Origin of the sequence: Mycolicibacterium septicum DSM 44393 (genome assembly GCF_000455325.1) — a bacterium.
GTDB lineage: Bacteria > Actinomycetota > Actinomycetes > Mycobacteriales > Mycobacteriaceae > Mycobacterium > Mycobacterium septicum.
This window is the reverse complement of sequence record NZ_HG322951.1, coordinates 3487752-3506415: the sequence shown is the minus strand read 5'-3', so window position 1 is coordinate 3506415 and position 18664 is coordinate 3487752. Positions and strand designations below refer to the sequence as shown.

The following is an 18664-nucleotide window of genomic DNA, read 5'->3' as shown; positions in this document are numbered from 1 at the left end:
TCGTCCATGTTTGGTTCCTTTCCGGCCATACTGTCGGCATGGCAGACAAAGGGGACGGCCGCACCCGCCCGAATTCCGGGAGGCAGAGAATTCGGACATTGACGCAGGCCGCGCTCAACGCCGACATGACCGTGGAGCAGGTCGACACCCTGCTCACCGATCTCAGCACCACTCTGGTCGACCTCAACAAGTCGACCGGCGGCCTGGATGCCACCCTGGACCGGTTCAACGACACCATCACCCGAATCGACGAGCTCGCGCCGCGCCTCATCGGCGTGGTCGAGCGCCTGGAGTCGATCGTGGACCGCGTCGAAGTCATCGTCGGGATCGGCGAAGCGGTGATGTCGCCGCTGGCAGCCACCGAAACCGCCGTGCGCGGCATCGTCAAGGCAATCCGCGATCGATCCTTTCTCTAGAACCGGCAGAGCCGGTCCACTCGGCGCCCTCGGTTACAGTGGTCGTCATGGGTGCCGGATTCGATCGCGCAGAAGCACGTCCCGTGCACGCTGCCGCAGCGTTCGCACCTAGTTTGCTGGCGTCGATCTGGAACCGGGCCCGCCTGGCACCGCTGAAGAGGATCGCGGGTTAGCTCTCGCTGCCCATTTGATCCTGCTATCAGCTTCGAGGCGTCATGAAGCCGTCCCTATACGCCGTTGCGGCGTCGCTCTACCTGACCGAATACACCCTCTACTCCAACTCGTCGTCGGCTGTGCTGTTGAACTCAGCGATCGCCGGCCACTTCGGCATCCCGTTCTCGCAGGCCGCCTACATCGGTGTGGCATTCCTGGCCGGATTCTGTCTGGCGTTGCTGCCCGCGGGCCTGCTGTCACACCGCTACCGGCCCGCTCCCGTATTCTTCGCCGGTTCGGCAGCGCTGGCCGTGCTCGGTGTCGCCGCAGGCCTCAGTCCCGAGTTCTGGGTCCTCATCGCATTGCGGTTCCTGCAGGGCATCGCCTCGGCCGTGCTCGCACCCCAGATCTTCCGGATCATCCGCGCGCAGTTCTATCCGGACCATCACTCGACCGTCCTCGGCGCGTGGGGCCTGGTGGTGTCGGCATCCGCACTGTGCTCGCCGTTGATCACCGCACTGCTCAACGATCTGTGGGGCTGGCGCTCGTTCCCGTACGAGACCGTGGTGACCACGGCCGTGGCGATGGTGCTGTTGGCCCTGGCACCAGGGACGCCGGCAACCACCGACGAACGCACCACGGCTGACCGGGAGGCGATCCCGGTCGTGGGTCTCGCCGTGGTGCAGCTCGCGATGTTCTTGGCGATCGGCTGGTCAAGTGCGCTGCACAGCAAGGTGGCCCTGCTCGCGGTCGCGATCCTGCTCGGGATTGCCGTGATCGTCCTGCGCGGCCGGTCACAGCCGCGCGTCCTGTCGAGAAGCCTGCTGGTGGTCTTCGTGGCCGGCATCGCGACGAACGTGTTCACGCTGTCGGTGGTGTACGTCCTGCAACAGGTGCGAGGGGTGAATTCCTATGGCTCGGCGCTGTTCCTGTTGCCGACGGCGTTCTTCGCCGGGCCGATCCCCATGCTGAGGTTCGGCAGGCCCGGAGACAATGCGAAGAGCACCCGGCTGGTGTGTGCCGGCTCGGCATTCCTGATCATGGCCGGCCTGAGCCTGCCCGCGCAGCAGCTACTGGTCAGTGCGGTGCTGATGGGCGCTGCGATGGGATTTTTGTGGAGTTCGTTGGCCGGCAACGTGCTGACCAATTCGACGCACATTTCGTTCGATTCCAGCCTGTACCACTACCTTCGGGCGCTGGGCGCCGCGATCGGGGTGGCAACGGGAGCGACGATGATCGACGGCCTGGGCACCGAACTGTTCGGCGGGGCGGCCGTGGTGGTGACGGTGACCGGATTGATCGCGACGCTGGCCGCCGGTTCAGCATGGCGGGCAACACAATCGGTGCGGGTGCGATGATGCGCGACCTCACCTTCGGCTGGCCGACGCATCAGCTCACCGACGATCCGCGCCTGGCGTACAACAGCATCTCGAAAACGTACTGTCGGATGATCTACGAGAGCCTGCTCGACATCGACCCGGACACCGGGAACCTGCTGCCGTGGCTGGCCACCGCATGGCACTACCGCGACCCGCTCACCCTGGACCTGATCATCCGGCCCGACAGGCGCTTCTCCGATGGCACGCCGCTCACGCCCGCGGCGGTTGTGCAGAGCTTCTCCGGCCTCATTGCCCTCGAACAGGTTTCACCGCTGCCCGCCGCGGTCACGATGCTCACCGGACTCGGCGGTATCGAGGCCGGGGCGGACAAGGTGACGTTTCACTTCGTGCGACACAACGCGGCATTCCTCCGGTCACTGGCCGGCGTGAACCTCGCGATCAGGAGCCCATCGGGACTGGGCACCGGCCGGTGGGTGCAGAACGAGGAAGGCGTCGCCGACGGGACACGCCGGGTGGCGTTCCGCCAGGCCGGCACCGGAGATGTGTACGCCGGGCCGATCGACGGATACGTCGTCGCCGAACTCCACAACCCTGGCATCAGTTACGGGTTGTGCCCCAACGCATCCCGCGGCCCGCTGACCGATCCCAGAATCCGGCGTGCGCTGTCTCTGCTGATCGATCGTCAAGCGTTGCGGCCGATTCTGGATGTCGACGGGTACGGTGTCGCGTCGTCGGTGCTCACGCCGACGACCGACGGCTACCGGGACTGCTCGGCCGACCTCGGCCACGATCCGGCGACCGCTCACCGGCTACTCACTGCCGCAGACGTTCGACGGCTTTCGTTCGAGGTGGTGTTCAACAGCACCTTCTCCCCCGTCGACGCCGCGATCCTCACCGCCGTCGCGGCACAGTGGCAGCACCACGGCATCGAGCTCGTCCTCTCCGACGTCGACTTCCCCGAACTCCGAACCCGCCAGCAGACCGGCGACTACGACTTCCGGTTCTTCTACTTCACCGGCAGCGACCCCGATCTGTTGCGGTACCAGTTCGCCGTCGGTCAGCGGAACATGAACCGCCGCAACGAACCCGACGATCTCGACGTGCTGCTCGACACCCAGCTCTCCTGCGCGGACCCCGAGGCTCGCGGCGCGCTGGTGCACGACATCCAGCGGCGGATCCTCGACAGCGGCCTGTGGCTGCCGCTCTGCAATGTCCGCACCGTCACCAGCTATCGGCCCGGCGCGTTGTCCGGCGTCTACCTCGACGCCGAAGCCCTGGCCCGAATCCCCTGAACCTGAGAGGCACTTCATGGAAATCGCCATCATCGGTGCCGGCCTCGGCGGACTGGCCGCCGCTGTCGCCCTGCAGCACCACGGCCATCGTCCCGTCGTGTACGACAAGACCCGCGAACTCGGCGAGGTCGGCGGCCCGCTCGGGATCTCACCGCAGACCCTGAGACTGCTCGACCAGTGGAACATTGTCGACGCCTTCAACGAAATATCTTCGGCCACCCGATACTTCGAGAACCTCGATCAACACGGGCGACTGGAGAGGATCACCGACTACGCCGCCACCCCGGAAGCAGGATCCGAACACGGCCGGTTCGGGTACGCCGACGCCGAGGTGTCCCCACGCACCGTGCACCGCGCGGATCTGCACAGCCTGTTGGTGTCGACCGTGGGATCCGGGCAGGTGCGGCTGCGCCATGAACTCGCAGGCATCACCGAGCGCAACGATCACGTCGAGCTCAGCTTCACCAACGGTGAGGTACACCGGGCCGGTTTGGTGATCGCAGCCGACGGCCTGCGGTCGAGAGTGCGGAAGATGTTCAGCAACGACGACATTCACTACTGCGGCTCGGTGATCTTCCGGGCCGTGAGCCCCGCCGAATGTCTTGAGGCCTCCAACGACCGGCTCCGGTCGTGGCATTCAGCGGACTACGCCAAACACGTCATCTCCATGCCCGTGCGGGCCGGTAGACAGGTCGCGGTCGACGCCACCCTCGGGGTGGACGAACCGCCGCGGCACCTGTGGTCGGCGCAGGCCGATCTGAAGGCGTTGGCCCGCCAGTTCGACGAGTTCGATCCCGCGGTCGGGCGGATGCTGCGCGCCGCGACGAGCCCGGTCTACATGCATCCGGTGTACGACCGAGATCCGATCGACCGGTGGACCAGTGCACGGGTTGCGCTACTCGGGGACGCGGCCCACCCGATGACACCGTTCGGCGGCCAGGGCGCCAACCAGGCCATCCAGGACGCCACGGAGCTCGCAACCCAGATCTCGACCGCGCGCGACGGCGACTTCACCCAGGCGCTGCAGCGTTACCAACGCATCAGAACGGAGCAGACGGCCGAGATCCAGCGTGCCGCACGGGGTTACGCCGATCGCCGGGCCACGGTGTCGCTGCGGCTGAGTGAAATCCTCGTCAGCTAGCCACTGTTGCGCAGGGCGGTCGCGAGTCCGCTCATGGTGAGCAGGATTCCGCGCTGCACCAGTTCCTCGGTGTCCCCCGCACGGTACCTGCGCAGCAGCTCGACCTGAAGGTGGTTGAGCGGTTCGAGGTACGGGAACCGGTTGAACACCGAGCGGGCCAACGCCGGGTTGTCCGCCAGCAGGTCGTCCTGGCCGGTGATCAGTTTGTACATGGCGATGGTGCGATCGTGTTCGGCGACGATCTTGTCGAATACCCGGGCCCGCAGTTCGGCGTCGTCGACCAGCTCGGAATACCGTGCCGCCAGGCCCATGTCCGATTTGGACAGCACCTGCGCCATGTTGGACAGCACGGTGCGGAAGAACGGCCAACGCTCGTAGAGGTCCTGCAGCACGGCCACTCGGGACTCGTCGTCGCCGATCCACTGTTCGAACGCGGTGCCGGTGCCGTACCAGCCGGGCAGCATCACCCGGGACTGGCTCCAGGCCAGGACCCACGGGATGGCCCGCAGGTCGGATATCGACGTGGTCGGTTTACGTGAGCTGGGGCGGCTGCCGATGTTGAGCGCACCGATCTCGCTGACCGGTGTCGACGCCTTGAAATACTCGACGAATCCCGGTGTCTCGTGGACCAATTCGGCGTAGGACCGCTGCGCCAGGGCGGCCAGTTCATCCAGCACCTGATAGGCCGGCTCGGCTTCGTCGCCCAACCCCTCGACATCGAGCAGGGTGGATTCCAGCGTCGCGGCCAACAGCGTCTCCAAGTTGCGGTGCGCGATCCGCGGCTCGGCGTACTTCGCCGCGATCACCTCGCCCTGTTCGGTGATCCGCAACGACCCCTTCACCGCGCCGGGCGGCTGCGCCAGGATCGCGTCGTAGCTGGGTCCGCCACCGCGGCCCACGGTGCCGCCCCGACCGTGGAACAGGCGCAACCGAATTCCGGTCTTGCGCGCGGCTTCGACGAGGTCCAGTTCGGCGCGGTACAGCGCCCAGTTCGCGGCCAGGTATCCGCCGTCCTTGTTGGAGTCCGAATATCCCAGCATCACTTCCTGATGCTGCCCGCGTGCGGAGACGATGCTGCGGTAGACCGGCAGCGCGAGCGCCTCCTGCAGGATCGAGGACCCCCGCTGCAAATCGTCTATGGTTTCGAACAGCGGCACGATCCCGACCGGCGCGTACACCTCATCTCCGTGACCCGCACCCGAAACATCGAGCAGGCCTGCCTCTTTCAGCAGGATCGCGGCTTCGAGCAGATCGGACACCGACTGACACATGGAGATGATGTAGTTGGGGACGGCCTGCGGGCCGAATACGCTGACCGCCCGCGCTCCGGCACCGACGATGTCGAGTTCCTTGCGCGCCAACTCCGACAGCTCGGCACCCTCACCGATCAGCGGACGACGCGTCGAGATCTCGCGGGCGAGCAGTTCCACCCGTTGCGATTCGGGCAGCGATGCGTAGTCGGGATGCACGCCGGCCCAGGCCAGCAGCTCGGCGACCACCTGCTCGTGCACCTCGGAGTTCTGCCTCATGTCCAGGCCACACAGATGGAACCCGAAGACCCGCACCGCTTCTCGTAACCGGGCCAGCCGATCGTCGGCCAGCACCGCGCTGCCGTTGGTCCGCAACGAGGAGTCCACCGTGTCGAGATCGGCCAGGAACTCCCCCGGCGCGCGATAGGGTTCGAGCCCCAGATCGAGCTCGTGTTCGGGTTGCTCGTCGAGGATCTCGTGCCCGGTGGCCGTGAGGCGGGCATGGATCACCCGCAGTGCCCGCCGGTAGGGCTCGTCGGCGCGCGCCGGCTCGTTGCAGGCACCGGCCAGCGCGGTGAGCCCGTCGCTGACCTTGACCAGTCGCGCAGACATGGACAGCTCTTCTTCCAGCGCTGTCATCTCGGTGAAGTAGTGCGCGAAGGCGACGTTGGCGGCTCGCCCGGTGGCCTGCCGCACCACGCCCGCGTCGACATTCGGGTTCCCGTCGCGGTCCCCGCCGATCCAGCTGCCCGGCCGCAGGATCGGCTGCTCCAACAGGTTCGCCCCGGGCCAGCGGGTCTGCAACGCGGTCCGAACTTCGGCGTTGACCTGCGGAATGACCTCGAAGAACGCGGCCGGGTAGTAGCGCAGGCCGGTTTCGATCTCGTCGGAGATCTTCAGCCGGGACAACCGCACGAGGGCGGTCTGCCACAGCGTGAGGATGTGGCGGCGCAGCTCGGTCTCGATGTCGCGGCCATCGGCGGTGCGGGTCTGCCCGTGCAGGCGCAGCCGCATCAACTCGGTCACCCGATGCTGGGTGTCGAAGACGGTGCGGCGCCGGGTCTCGGTGGGATGAGCGGTGATGACGGGTGACACCAGGGCGCCGGACAGTGCGTCGGCGACGCCGGCGCCGTCCAGACCGGCCGCGTCCAACTTGAGATACGTCGCGGCCAGGCTGCTGTCCTGCGGCGGCTCGCCGGCCGCCTCGTGCACCTCCCGGCGCCGCTCGCGGTGGATGTCCTCGGCGACATTGGCCAGCAATGCGAAGTGGGTGAAAGCGCGGATGACAGGGATGGCCTGGTGGACGTCGATGCCGGTGAACAACGCGGCCAGCTCGGCCCGGTCGATTTCCGAACGGCGGACTCGGAAGGATTCCACCCGCGCCCGCTCGACCAGGTCGAAGACCTCCTCGCCGTTCTGCTCGCGCACGGTGTCGCCGAGGATCGCGCCGAGCAGCCGGATGTCCTCGCGCATCGGCTCGGTGGCCTCGCGGCCCACCGGGGTGCGCTGAACCGCGCCGATGGGTTCGAGTGCTGTGTCGATGTGTCCGCTCTCCACCATGTGTTCAAGTATCGGCGGCGCGGATTGGTCGCGCATGACGAGCCTGCCGGACGTGATCACCCGGCGCCCGGCGTCACGATCACATTCGATGCCGCGGCGGTGCCGCCATCTGACCCGCCACCAGCCGGAACGATCGGTTTCGGGGGCGATCCGGAGGCCGGCGCAGCGGGCGGTGGCGCCTGCCCGGCAGGCAGCACGATCGGCGCGCTCGCCGTCTTGTCGGGTTTGTCGTCATCACCGGTCGCCGAATCCGGTTGCGGTGGCCAGTCCACCTTGGTGGGCGGCCAGCTCTCGGTGGACGATCCCGACGATCCCGCACCCGGCGGGGCGCATCCGGCCCCGGCGCCGAAATCCCCCGCGCCCGTACAGTCGGCGGACGCCACCGGTGCGAGCAGCAGCGCGGCCGGCAACAACAGCAGGGCCGCGACGCGACGAATTGCCATGTGGCTCACAGGTTCAGGATGTCCCCATAGGCGTTGACGCTGTCATCCGATCGGTCGGTGTCGATCATCGCGGTGGCGAAGAACCGGATGGACACCGGACCGCCACAGGCGTCGACCTTCACATGCGCGTCGTGTACGACGATCTCGCCGGTGCGCCCCTTGAGCGCCTTCTTCCCGAGACCGACGTTGGTGATGGTGCCCGGCAGCAGGTTGACCGATACGTTGCCCTCGAGATCGGCGTACGGCCCGATGTTGTTGAGAACGTTCGTGCCGTTGAAGCCCGGACTGATCCCGATGTCGGCGTCCCCGCCGATGCTGCCGCCCTCGCTGAGATCGATCTGACACCCCAGTTGCAGGCCGAACACCAGAGTTCCCGAGTTCACCGCGTCCGACCCGTTACCGTCGATGGACGCCTCGGCCTTGCCGGTGACGAATCCTTCCCGGGTGAATGCTGTCGCCGCCATGTTGGGCACCGAATTGATCGTCATCCGGCTCAGGGCGGCACTCAGGTGCCAGCCGTCGTCGGTATCGGCCGCTTGGGACACGTCCGCCACCGGCAGCGGGTCGGCCCTGGCCACGCCTCCCGGTCCAACGCACAGCAGGGCCACCGCCGCGGCACCCGCCGGAAGAATTCTGTACACGAACCGCCTCATCGGTCACGGGTCTCCTGGCCGGTGGCTACGTTGGCACCGGCAGCGATCTTGCCAGCGGCCGCTGAGCACTACCTGGCACCGAGCTATGCCAACCTGTGTCCCCTGCACACCGGCGTCTACCATGAGCCGGTGCTGGTCAGCCTCGTCTCGTTCATCGGGGCGGCCGTGGTCGTGGTGCTCTTGCCCGGACCCGACACGCTGGTGGTGGTGCGCAGCCTGGTGCGCGGCGGCACCCGCAGCGGGATACTGACGTCACTGGGCGTGCTGTGCGGCCTGGTGGTGTGGGTGGCGGCGGCAGCCATCGGGCTGGCCGCGTTGTTGCGGGCCAGCGAGATCGGCTACGAGGTGCTCAAGATCGCCGGCGCCTGCTACCTGGTGTGGATGGGTGTGCAGTCGCTGCGGTCATTGCGGCAGACCGCGGCCGAGATGGCGGCGCCGGGTACCGAGCGGGCCGGGATGATGCAGCACGGTTTCACGGCCGGGTTCCTCACCGACATCCTCAACCCCAAGGTCGGCGTGTTCTTCCTGAGCTTCCTGCCGGGATTCGTACCGCACGGCTACCCGGTGGGCTGGGCCACGCTGACGCTGGGCGCGATCTTCATCGTGTTGACCGCGTTCTACTGCGCCGGCCTGGTGGTGGCCTCCGGCACCATCTCGAGCTGGATGCAGACACCACGGATACGCAGGCGGCTGGACACCCTCACCGGGGTGGTACTCGTGGGATTCGGAGTGCGGCTCGCGACGGAGGCGTGATCCGCGGCGGGGCCGGCTAGCTGTACTTGATCAGCAGCGCGACGCCCACGATCGAGACCAGCCAGATGCCGGTCACGAACAGCGTCAGCCGGTCGAGGTTCTTCTCGACCACGGTGGAGCCGGACAGGCTGGACTGGACACCGCCACCGAACAGGGTGGACAGACCGCCACCTTTGGCACGATGCAGCAGCACCAAGAGCACGACCAGCACGCTGGTCACGACCAGAGTGATCTGCAGAGCCAATTCCATGGCTGTAAGACTACCGGGTGCGGTGTCCGGCCCAGGCCCCCGGGGTTACGGCAGCGGTCCGCCCGCGGCGATGGCCGACAGCGTGGCGAACTGCTCGCCGTCCAGCGAAGCACCGCCGACCAGTGCACCGTCCACGTCGCCCTGCGCCACGATCTCGCCGACGTTCTTGGCGTTCACCGACCCGCCGTAGAGCACCCGCACACCGGCCGCGAGCTGCGGCGAGGACAGGTTGCCCAACTCACCGCGGATGGCCTTGCAGACCTCCTGCGCATCGGCCGCGCTGGCCACCCGCCCGGTGCCGATCGCCCACACGGGCTCGTAGGCGATGACCGCCTGGCCGATCTGCTCCTTGCTCAGGCCGGCCAGCGAACCGCGCAGCGAGTTCACGTTGTACTCGACGTGGTTGCCGGCCTCCCGCACCTCGAGCTGCTCGCCGATGCAGATGATCGGGGTGATGCCGTGCTTGAACGCCGCGGCGGCCTTGGCGGCCACCAACGCGTCGTCCTCGTGGTGGTACGTACGCCGCTCGGAGTGCCCGACGACCACGAAGCTGCAGCCCAGCTTCGCCAGGAACGCCCCGCTGATGTCACCGGTGTAGGCGCCCGAGTCGTGTTGCGACAGATCCTGCGCCCCGTAGGTCAGGCGCAGCTTGTCTCCGTCGACCAGGGTCTGAACGCTGCGCAGATCGGTGAACGGCGGGATGACGGTGACATCCACCTTGTCGAAGTACTTGTCCGGCAAGGCGAATGCGATCTTCTGCACCAGCGCGATGGCCTCGAAATGATTGAGGTTCATCTTCCAGTTGCCGGCGATGAGCGGCTTACGGGCCATGTTCTACGACTCCAGTACTTCGATGCCGGGCAGGGTCTTGCCCTCAAGGTATTCCAGCGACGCGCCGCCGCCGGTCGAGATGTGCGAGAAGCCGTCCTCGGGCAGGCCGAGCTGGCGCACCGCGGCCGCCGAGTCGCCGCCGCCGACGACGCTGAACGCGCCCTTCTCGGTGGCACCGATGATCGCCTCGGCCACACCCTTGGTGCCCGCCGCGAAGGCCGGGAACTCGAACACGCCCATCGGGCCGTTCCAGAACACGGTCTTGGCGTTGGACAGCAGTGCGGTGAAGCGCTTGACCGACTCCGGACCGATGTCCAGGCCCATCTTGCCCTCGGGGATGCGATCGGAGGCCACGGTCTCCGGCTCGGCGTCGGCGGCGAACTTGTCGGCCACGACGATGTCCACCGGAAGGTGGATCACGTCGGCGTAGGTGTCCAGCAGCCGCTTGCAGGTGTCGATCATCTCTTCCTGCAGCAGCGAGGTTCCGACCGAAACCCCTTGGGCGGCAAGGAAGGTGAAGCACATGCCGCCGCCGATGACGATGCTGTCGGCCTTGGTGGCCAGGTTCTCGATCACCGCGAGTTTGTCGGAGACCTTGGACCCGCCCAGCACCACGGCGTAGGGCCGCTCGGTCGAGTTGGTCAGCTGCTCGAGCACCTTGACCTCGGTGGCCACCAGCGTGCCCGCGTAATGCGGCAGCAGGGTGGCGACGTCGTAGACCGAAGCCTGCTTGCGGTGCACCACGCCGAAACCGTCGGAGACGAAGGCACCCGGCGAGCCGTCGGCGCCCTCGACCAGGGCGGCCAGCGCCTTGGCCAGCGCCAGCCGCTCGGCGTCGTCCTTGCTGGTCTCCCGCGCGTCGAAACGGATGTTCTCCAGCAGCAGGACGTCACCGTCGGTGAGTCCCTCGGCGCGGGCCAGCGCATCGGTGCCGACAACGTCGCCGGCCAGCTGGACATGGCGTCCCAGCTTCTCCCCCAGCGCCGCGGCGACCGGGGCGAGCGACAGCTTCGGGTCCGGGGTGCCCTTGGGGCGGCCCAGGTGTGCGGTGACGACGACCTTGGCGCCGGCTTCGGCCAGCGCGGACAGGGTCGGGACCGAGGCGATGATGCGGCCCAGGTCGGTGATGTTGCCCTCGTCATCGAGGGGGACGTTCAGGTCGGAGCGCACGAGAACGCCCCGACCTTCCACGCCCTCGGCCAGCAGGTCGGCGAGTGTCTTGACAGTCATCGGTACTAGAGGGACTTTCCGACGAGCGCGACCAGATCGGCGAGGCGGTTGGAGTAGCCCCACTCGTTGTCGTACCAGGAGACGACCTTGGCCTGGTTGTCGATCACCTTGGTCAGGCCCGAGTCGAAGATCGAGCTGTGCGGGTCAGTGACGATGTCGCTGGACACGATCGGTGCGTCGTAGTACTTGAGGATGCCCTTCATCGGCCCCTCGGCGGCGGCCTTCATGGCCGCGTTGATCTCGTCGGCGCCGGCCGACTTCCTGAGCTCGGCGGTCAGGTCCGTGACCGAACCCGTGGGGATCGGCACCCGCAGGGCGTAGCCGTCCAGCTTGCCTTTCAGTTCAGGTAAGACGAGGCCAATTGCTTTTGCGGCACCGGTCGAGGTCGGCACGATGTTCAGCGCGGCAGCGCGGGCGCGGCGCAGGTCCTTGTGCGGGCCGTCCTGCAGGTTCTGGTCCTGGGTGTAGGCGTGGATGGTGGTCATCAGGCCCTTGACGATGCCGAACTCGTCGTTGAGGACCTTGGCCAGCGGGCCGAGGCAGTTCGTGGTGCACGAGGCGTTGGAGATGATGTTCTGGCTGCCGTCGTACTTGTCGTCGTTGACGCCCAGCACGATGGTGATGTCCTCATCGCTGGCCGGCGCGGAGATGATGACCTTCTTGGCGCCGGCATCAAGGTGCCCCTGAGCCTTGGCGCGGGCAGTGAAGATACCGGTGGACTCGACGACGACGTCGACGCCCAGGTCGCCCCAGGGCAGCGCCGCCGGACCTTCCTTGACCTCCAGCGCCTTGATCTTCTTGTCGCCGATGACGATGGTGTCTTCGCCCTCCAGGCTGACATCCTGCGGCAGCCGGCCCAGAATCGAGTCGAATTTCAGCAGGTGAGCCAGGGTGGCGTTGTCGGTGAGGTCGTTGACCGCCACGATCTCGATGTCAGTGTTCTGACCCTCGGCCTGCTGCGTCGCCAGGGCCCGGTAGAAGTTGCGCCCGATTCGGCCGAAGCCGTTAACGCCTACCCGGATGGTCACGTGATTCTCCCTCAGTTGCCGGTAACTGCCCGCCGCCAGCCTAGTAGTGATGCGTCCTGTATGTGCGGCCCGGTCAGTGCATCAGATATCGGGGTCGTGCAGGGCGAGTTGGTCGAGTTCGTGCGGGTCCTGACCGACGAGATCGGCGATCAACCCCTCGTCCGACAGGTCCATCGGCTCGGAGTGTTTCCAGTCGTGATGCGCCACCTCGTTCAGGCGCTTGATGATGTGGTGATCGGTCACCTCGATGGCCAGTTCGCGCCGATGGTCGAAGCTTCCCGGGGAGAAGTTGATCGAGCCGACGATGGCCCGCTCGTGGTCGGCCAGAATCATTTTCGCGTGCAGCTTCATGTGCTTGAGCCGGTGGATCTTGATGCCGACGTCGTCGAGGATGCGCATCCCGCTGACGCCTTCGAGAAGCTTGCCCGACTTGAGGTGGTGTGCCGCGCGGGCCATGACGTGCACCTTCACCCCGCGATGCGCCGCACGGACCAGGCGCTCGATGATCACCGGATCCTGATAGCGCTCGTTCTGGACGAACAGGGTGTGCTTGGCACTGTCGATGAACTCGGCGATGCGATGCCGACCGTTGGTCGGGCACCAGATCAGGTGTGCCCCGCCGCCGGGGTCGAACTCCTCCCGAGCCCAGTCGGCTTCGAAGCAGTCGACGATCTCGGCGACTTCGTAGGCGCTGGGGGTGACGACGGCGTAGTCGCGCGTCACCGTGAAGTTCTCCTCGGTCCAGTTCAACGACTCGACGAACGCATGGTCGTCATCGACCACCATGGACTTCTCGTGCGTCAGGTCGAAGGCCGGGTTGCTGGCCCGGACCTCGATGCCGAACCGCTGCAACGTCTCCCGCGCGACGTCGTTGTCGGTTTCCCCGTCGCGACGTTCGGGGTTGAGCATGACCTTGACATCCACGCCGCGCCGGTGGGCGGCCACCACCGCCTCCAGCAGCGGCAGGTGGTTGAAGGCGAACATCTTGATCCGCACCGACCGGGTGGACGCGGCGATCGCGTCGAGCACCGGCTTGGCCGAGTCGTCGGGCAGGATGATCAGCGAACGCGTCACGTTGTCTCGTCCTCGTATTGGATGCGGTGCAACTCGGCATATCTGCCGCCTGCGGTCAGCAGTTCGGTGTGCGATCCCTCTTCGACCACTCGCCCCTCCTCGAGCACGACGATCTTGTCCGCATCGCGAATGGTGCTGAGGCGGTGGGCGATCGTGATGACGGTGCGTCCGCTCATCAGGCGCTGGAGCGCTGACATCACCAGGTGCTCGGACTCGGCGTCCAGGGCGGCGGTCGGCTCGTCGAGGATGAGAATCGGGCTGTCCCGGATGAGGGCGCGGGCGATACCGATGCGCTGACGCTGACCGCCGGAGAGGGTGAGCCCCCGCTCCCCGACCGGGCTGTCATAGCCCTGCGGCATCTCGGAGATAAACTCATGCGCGTTGGCCAGCTTGGCCATCTCGACGATCTCGTCGTGGTCGGCCTCGGGCCGGCCGAAGGCGATGTTGTCGCGGATGGTGCCCCGGAACAGGACGGTGTCCTGCAGGACGTAGGCGATCTGGCGGCGGAGTTCGTGAAGTTTGTAGTCCCGCAGGTCGACGCCGTCGATGCGGACGGTGCCCATGCTCGGGTCGTAGAACCGGGGAATCAGGCTGACCAGACTGGATTTTCCGCTTCCCGTGTGCCCCACGACGCCCACGAGCTGTCCGGGTTTCACCTCGAAGGTGACATCGCGCAGCACGGGAGTTTCGCTGTCGTAACTGAAGGCCACCCGCTCGAAGCTGATCGCGCCCTTGATCTTCTCCGGTTCGATCGCCTCGGGCTTCTCCTCGACCGACGTCTCGGCCGTCAGCAGGGCATTGACGCGGTCCACTCCGACCGAGGCCATCGCGATGGTGTTGGTGAGCTTGGCCAGATCCTGCACCGGCTTGAAGAACGACGCCAGGTAGGAGATGAACACGGTCAGCGTGCCCGCCGTCATCGCACCGGCCAGGATGAGCGCCGAACCCCGCCACAACACCACCGCGGTGCAGGCGGCCACCACGACGGTGACGATCGGTGACACCACCGACTTCACCCGCCTGGCGTTGAGCGCGGCGTCCACGGCCTGCTGACCGACCATCGCCAGCTGGCGCTCCTGCAGTTCCTCGCGGTCGAACGCCTTGACCACACGGATCGACTGCAGACCTTCCTCTGCGACCGCGACGATGTCGGATTCCCGCTTGCGCACTTCGTGTGTCGCCGCCTTGACGGCCTTCCGAATCCGCGAAACGAACAACAGCAGCAGCGGCGCCACCGCCAGCGCGATGAGCGTGAAATCCCATTGCAGCCACAGCATCATGGCCAACATGCCGACGATGGTCAGCAGGTCGGTCGCGATACCCAGCGTGGAGGCCGACGCGAACCCCTGGATGGTGTCGACGTCATCGGTGAGCGTGCTCAGGATCGGCCCGACCCGATGGGTGTCGAAATAGTTCAGCGACAGCTGCTGAAGGTGGTGGTAGGCGCGGGTGCGCAGGTCGTTGCCGATGCGCTGACCGACCGTTTCGGTCAGGTAGTTGGCGACGTACGACGCGATGGCGGCGATCACCGCGATGACGAACACCATGATCGCGGCCAGGCCGGCGATGTGCATCTTGCCTTCACCGCCGAGCAGTGGCTGCAGCAGACCGTGTAGCCATCCCGGCAGCGGGTGGTGGCCGACCACGCTGTCCAGCACGACCTTCAACGGCCAGGGCGCGGCAAGGCCCGTCGCGATCTGTATCAGTAGGACCGCGAAGATTCCGGCGACCAGCAACCGGTAAGGGCGAATCAGCTCAAGAATCAGTCTCATCGCGAGCGCTGCCTCAATCGGGGGGTTGACGTCGAAGTTTGTCGCCACACACTACAACGCCGCAATGACGTCGGCGTGACTCAAGCACGACAACCCGGCAGGTGTCGGCAACGACGGCGACCGACGCCCCTAGGTCATCGCGCTCTGGACCGAGGGCTTCTGCTCACTACGCTCGACAGTCGTTGCAGGGTCCGCGTTTTCACTCCACCCAGGCGGACCGAACAGGTAGCCGAGCCTGCCTCGCCAGGTCCGTGCCCGCCAGACGTCGCCGATCATGGTGGCGAACTCGTGGTAGTTCACCCTGAGCGGGTTGTGGGTGTCGATGTTCTTGGTCAGGCCGTAGCGGACGGGTTCACCCTCGGCGACGAAGGTGCCGAACATCCGGTCCCACAGGATGAAGATGCCTGCGTAGTTCTTGTCGAGGTAGGGATTGTTGGCTCCGTGGTGCACGCGATGGTGCGACGGGGTGTTGAACACGTACTCGATCGCGCGGGGAAGCCGATCGATGCGCTCGGTGTGGATCGGGAATTGGTAGAGCAGCACGATCGCCTGCGACAGGAAGACCAACCAGGCCGGGATGCCGATCAGGGCCAACCCCACATAACCGATGGTGGCCAGGAACGATCCCGGGATCAGCCAGGACAACCGCAGGGCCGTGGACAGGTTGAAGTACTGGCTCGAATGGTGCACGTTGTGCGCGGCCCAGAACATCCGGATGCGGTGCGACATCCGGTGTTGCAGGTAGTAGGCCAGGTCGGCCAGGACGATGGCCAGCACCCAGACCCACCAGTGCGATGCCGAGAGGTGTAGCGGCGTCAGGGATGCGGCGATGGCGACCATCGGAACCCCGATGAATTTGTCCAGCGGCCGCAGCACGAAGCCCAGTGCGTAGATCGAGAGGTTCGTGACGCTGTCCCGCCACGAGATCCCGGCCCGGGGCCGGGGGGCGTCCTCCCTGCTTCTGTCGAAGCGGTAGCCGAGGAATTCGACCGCCATCAGGACGAAGAAGGCGGGCATCGCGTAGAGCCCGATCCGCAGCGGATCCATCGCGGCTACCTCTTGCCCTTCTTCGGCATGCCGGCGAGTTGCCAGGCCAGCGCCTGGCCGAAAAGCTCGTCGGGCACGCGTTCGGGATCGATGCGCCGCTGCCGGATCAGTCCCTGGAACAGGGCGAGAACCACCACCGCGAACCCCTCCACGGAGACGCTGTCGTCGATGTTGTTGCGCTCCAGCGCATCGGCGAGGATCTCGCGCAGCGAGGCGAGCGTGCGGGCCGAGCGGTCCTGCAGGATCTGCATGGCATCGGGATTGCGGACGGCATGCAACCAGAATTCGGCCTGGATCGCCTCGAACGCGATGTCGTTGTCCGCGATCTCGACGAGCACCCGGCCCAGCGCCGTCAAGGGTCCCTGCTCGGCGTTGTCCGCGAGGGCCTGTACCACCTGGTCGATCCGGCCGGAGGCACGTTCGTTCATCAGCTCGGAGAACAACTGCTCCTTACCGGAGAAGTTCGAATAGACCGCGCCGACCGAATACCCCGCCGCCGCGGCGATCTCGTCCACCGATGCCGCGGCGTAGCCCTTCCGGGCGCAGGTCTGGGCGGCCGCATCCAGGAGCGCCGCGCGGGTCCGTGCCTGATTCTCGGCCCGGGTGCGCCGCACCGGCGTCGCGTCCTTGTCGCTGCGGCCATCGACCATATTTCAGATAGTAATGACTATTCGAGTAATAGTCACTATCCGAATTCCCGCGACCCGGCGCACCAACCCGCCGTGCCCGAGAATGCCGGTATGGCAGTCGTCGCAGCAGTGATCGTCGTCCTCACCCTCGTGGCCATGACGACAGGCCGAGCCCCGGCGGTACTGGCCCTGATCTGCGCGCTCGTTGCCGCCGGACTACTCGGAATCGCTACGCCAAGTGAGCTTTTCGCCGGCTTGAGCAACGCGGGCGTGATCACCGTCGCGGCGATGCTGGTGATCGCGAAAGGCGTTCTGCACACCGGGATCGTCTCGCGGGTGACCTACCGGCTCCTGTCCGGCGTGACCAGTTCCAGCCAGGCACTGCGGCGCCTCATCCCACCAGTCGGTTTCGTCTCCGCCCTCATCAACACCACCCCGATCGTGGCGATGCTCATTCCCGCTGCGAAGGAACTCCAGCAGCAGTCGGGCGTGCCGGCCCGCGGGGTTCTGCTGCCGGTCGCGCACGCCACCACGCTGGCCGGGTCGGCCACACTCATCGGGACCAGTTCCAATCTGCTCATCGCCGCGCTGGCCGCGCCGTCGGGCGTCGAACTGTCGATGTTCTCGTTCGTCCCGGTCGCCGTTCCCGTCGCCCTCGCCGGCTGGGCGGCGCTACTGGTCGCCGCGCCACGCATGCTCAGTGGCGAACCCAAGATGGCCGAACGGGAATTCACTTGGCAGACCGAGATTCCGATCTCGGCCAAGGCCAACGCCCTCGGCCGGACCGCGGCGGAGCTCGGCATCGACTCCACCTCCGAGTTCGACCTTCAGGAGGTGTTGCGCTGGGGCAAGCCGATCGGCGCCGATTCCATCCTGGAAGTCGATGACGTGCTGGTCTACCGGACCACCGAGGTCGGGGTCCGAATACTCTGGGGCAGCCCCCGATTCGGATCGTCCCCGCAACGGCTGTACCTCGTCGCGGTCGCCGACAACGAACAGGCCACCGTGCGCGACCTCGAGGAGAACGAGGACATCAAGGTGGTCGCCGCTCAAACGGCCAAGCGGTTGCGTGACGCACACGCCGAACCGGGTGCGCTGTGCCTGGTGACCGCGGGCTCGGCCGAAGCTCTCGCCGACCATCCGCTGGTTGCGCTCTGGCAACAGGCAACCGGGAAGGCGCCGCAGACCGGCAAGACGTGGGTTGCCCTCACGATCCTGGCCGCGGTGATCACCGCCGGGACGCTCGGGCTGGCCCCCGTCGAACTCATCGCCGTCGCCGGTGCGGTGCTGATGGTGCTCACCGGTGTACTGACGCCCCGATCCGCGGTGCGCGCCCTCAACTGGAACATTCTCGCGATCATCGCCGGGTCCATCGGGCTGGGCACGATCGTGGTCAACAGCGGTCTCGGCGACTACATCTCCCAGGCGATCCTGAGTCTGTCCGGGGGTAGTACCGCCCTCATCGTCCTCGTGATCGTCGTCGGCACCACGGTGCTGACCAATATCGTCACCAATGCCGCCGCCGCCGCGATCCTCACCCCGGTTGTCCTGACGATCGCCTCGGGCACCGGACTGGATCCGGTAGTGCTGCTGATCCTGGTCGGCACGTGCATCTCATTCACGTTCCTCAACCCGTTCAGCCACCAATCCAACCTGATGGTCATGCGCCCGGGTGGCTACACAACGAGAACCTTTGTGGCGTTCGGCATCCCACTGATCGCGGTGTCCGTGCTCGGTGCGTTCGGCGTCGGCTGGGCCCTACTGACCGCGTGATGCCATGAAGCGCTTGCGATTTCGCGCGA

The 18664-nt window shown here is 66.5% G+C and carries 17 protein-coding genes; 6 read left to right on the top strand and 11 right to left on the bottom strand.

What is annotated here, in order from left to right; all coding sequences use genetic code 11:
• The first annotated feature begins 38 nt into the window (after positions 1-38).
• The 4 genes from TX88_RS16605 (at position 39) to TX88_RS16590 (ending at position 4342) form a co-directional block, all read left to right on the top strand.
• Positions 39-416 (top strand): hypothetical protein, encoded by a 378-nt coding sequence (locus TX88_RS16605; RefSeq protein WP_044518257.1) that lies wholly within the window; start codon positions 39-41, stop codon positions 414-416.
• A 215-nt stretch (positions 417-631) separates the two neighbouring features.
• The gene (locus TX88_RS16600; RefSeq protein ID WP_044518255.1) at positions 632-1927 is read left to right on the top strand and encodes an MFS transporter; all 1296 of its coding nucleotides are present in this window, start codon (positions 632-634) and stop codon (positions 1925-1927) included.
• Complete coding sequence (locus tag TX88_RS16595; protein ID WP_044518253.1) at positions 1894-3201, top strand: ABC transporter substrate-binding protein; 1308 nt, start codon at positions 1894-1896, stop codon at positions 3199-3201. Before TX88_RS16600 ends, TX88_RS16595 begins: the two co-directional genes overlap by 34 nt.
• Positions 3202-3217: 16 nt before the next feature.
• Positions 3218-4342 (top strand): FAD-dependent monooxygenase, encoded by a 1125-nt coding sequence (locus TX88_RS16590; RefSeq protein WP_044518251.1) that lies wholly within the window; start codon positions 3218-3220, stop codon positions 4340-4342.
• Here TX88_RS16590 and ppc read toward each other — a convergent pair.
• From ppc to TX88_RS16575, 3 genes are read right to left on the bottom strand one after another with little or no spacing between them, the layout of a single operon-like run.
• The gene (gene ppc, locus TX88_RS16585) at positions 4339-7152 is read right to left on the bottom strand and encodes a phosphoenolpyruvate carboxylase (RefSeq protein ID WP_044519484.1); all 2814 of its coding nucleotides are present in this window, start codon (positions 7150-7152) and stop codon (positions 4339-4341) included. The two genes, TX88_RS16590 and ppc, sit on opposite strands and share 4 nt — an antisense overlap.
• Before the next feature lie 56 nt (positions 7153-7208).
• Positions 7209-7595: a hypothetical protein gene (locus TX88_RS16580; RefSeq protein ID WP_049925008.1), complete on the bottom strand. Its 387-nt coding sequence runs from the start codon at positions 7593-7595 to the stop codon at positions 7209-7211.
• A 5-nt stretch (positions 7596-7600) separates the two neighbouring features.
• A complete protein-coding gene (locus TX88_RS16575) occupies positions 7601-8227 on the bottom strand; it encodes an MspA family porin (RefSeq protein ID WP_244438522.1) in 627 nt (208 codons plus the stop codon).
• Between the two features lie 150 nt (positions 8228-8377).
• Here TX88_RS16575 and TX88_RS16570 point away from each other — a divergent pair, with 150 nt between their 5' ends.
• Positions 8378-9001, top strand: coding sequence for a LysE family translocator (locus tag TX88_RS16570; protein ID WP_044519481.1), 624 nt, complete (start codon positions 8378-8380; stop codon positions 8999-9001).
• Positions 9002-9017: 16 nt separating this feature from the next.
• On the opposite strand, the gene secG is transcribed toward TX88_RS16570, so the two are convergent.
• The 8 genes from secG to TX88_RS16530 all read right to left on the bottom strand — a co-directional run bounded on the left by secG (position 9018) and on the right by TX88_RS16530 (position 16883).
• Positions 9018-9251, bottom strand: a complete 234-nt coding sequence (secG, locus tag TX88_RS16565; RefSeq protein ID WP_019348649.1) for a preprotein translocase subunit SecG — start codon at positions 9249-9251, stop codon at positions 9018-9020.
• Between the two features lie 45 nt (positions 9252-9296).
• On the bottom strand, positions 9297-10082 hold the full coding sequence (gene tpiA / locus TX88_RS16560) for a triose-phosphate isomerase (protein ID WP_044518247.1): 786 nt from the start codon (positions 10080-10082) through the stop codon (positions 9297-9299).
• Positions 10083-10085: 3 nt separating this feature from the next.
• Positions 10086-11312 carry a phosphoglycerate kinase gene (locus tag TX88_RS16555; protein ID WP_044518245.1) on the bottom strand — a complete coding sequence of 409 codons (1227 nt, stop codon included), beginning with the start codon at positions 11310-11312 and terminating at the stop codon, positions 10086-10088.
• A 5-nt stretch (positions 11313-11317) separates the two neighbouring features.
• On the bottom strand, positions 11318-12340 hold the full coding sequence (gap, locus tag TX88_RS16550) for a type I glyceraldehyde-3-phosphate dehydrogenase (protein WP_044518242.1): 1023 nt from the start codon (positions 12338-12340) through the stop codon (positions 11318-11320).
• Between the two features lie 81 nt (positions 12341-12421).
• Positions 12422-13414, bottom strand: coding sequence for a phospholipase D-like domain-containing protein (locus TX88_RS16545; protein WP_044518240.1), 993 nt, complete (start codon positions 13412-13414; stop codon positions 12422-12424).
• The gene (locus TX88_RS16540; RefSeq protein WP_044518238.1) at positions 13411-15186 is read right to left on the bottom strand and encodes an ABC transporter ATP-binding protein; all 1776 of its coding nucleotides are present in this window, start codon (positions 15184-15186) and stop codon (positions 13411-13413) included. The genes TX88_RS16545 and TX88_RS16540 overlap by 4 nt, the downstream gene beginning before the upstream one ends.
• 129 nt (positions 15187-15315) lie before the next feature.
• Positions 15316-16233 carry a sterol desaturase family protein gene (locus TX88_RS16535; RefSeq protein WP_044518235.1) on the bottom strand — a complete coding sequence of 306 codons (918 nt, stop codon included), beginning with the start codon at positions 16231-16233 and terminating at the stop codon, positions 15316-15318.
• Between the two features lie 5 nt (positions 16234-16238).
• Positions 16239-16883 (bottom strand): TetR/AcrR family transcriptional regulator, encoded by a 645-nt coding sequence (locus tag TX88_RS16530; RefSeq protein WP_044518233.1) that lies wholly within the window; start codon positions 16881-16883, stop codon positions 16239-16241.
• Positions 16884-16973: 90 nt separating this feature from the next.
• Between TX88_RS16530 and TX88_RS16525 the strand changes: the two genes are divergently transcribed.
• Entirely contained in the window at positions 16974-18635 is a 1662-nt protein-coding gene (locus TX88_RS16525) for an SLC13 family permease (protein ID WP_044519480.1), read from the top strand.
• Positions 18636-18664 lie beyond the last annotated feature (29 nt).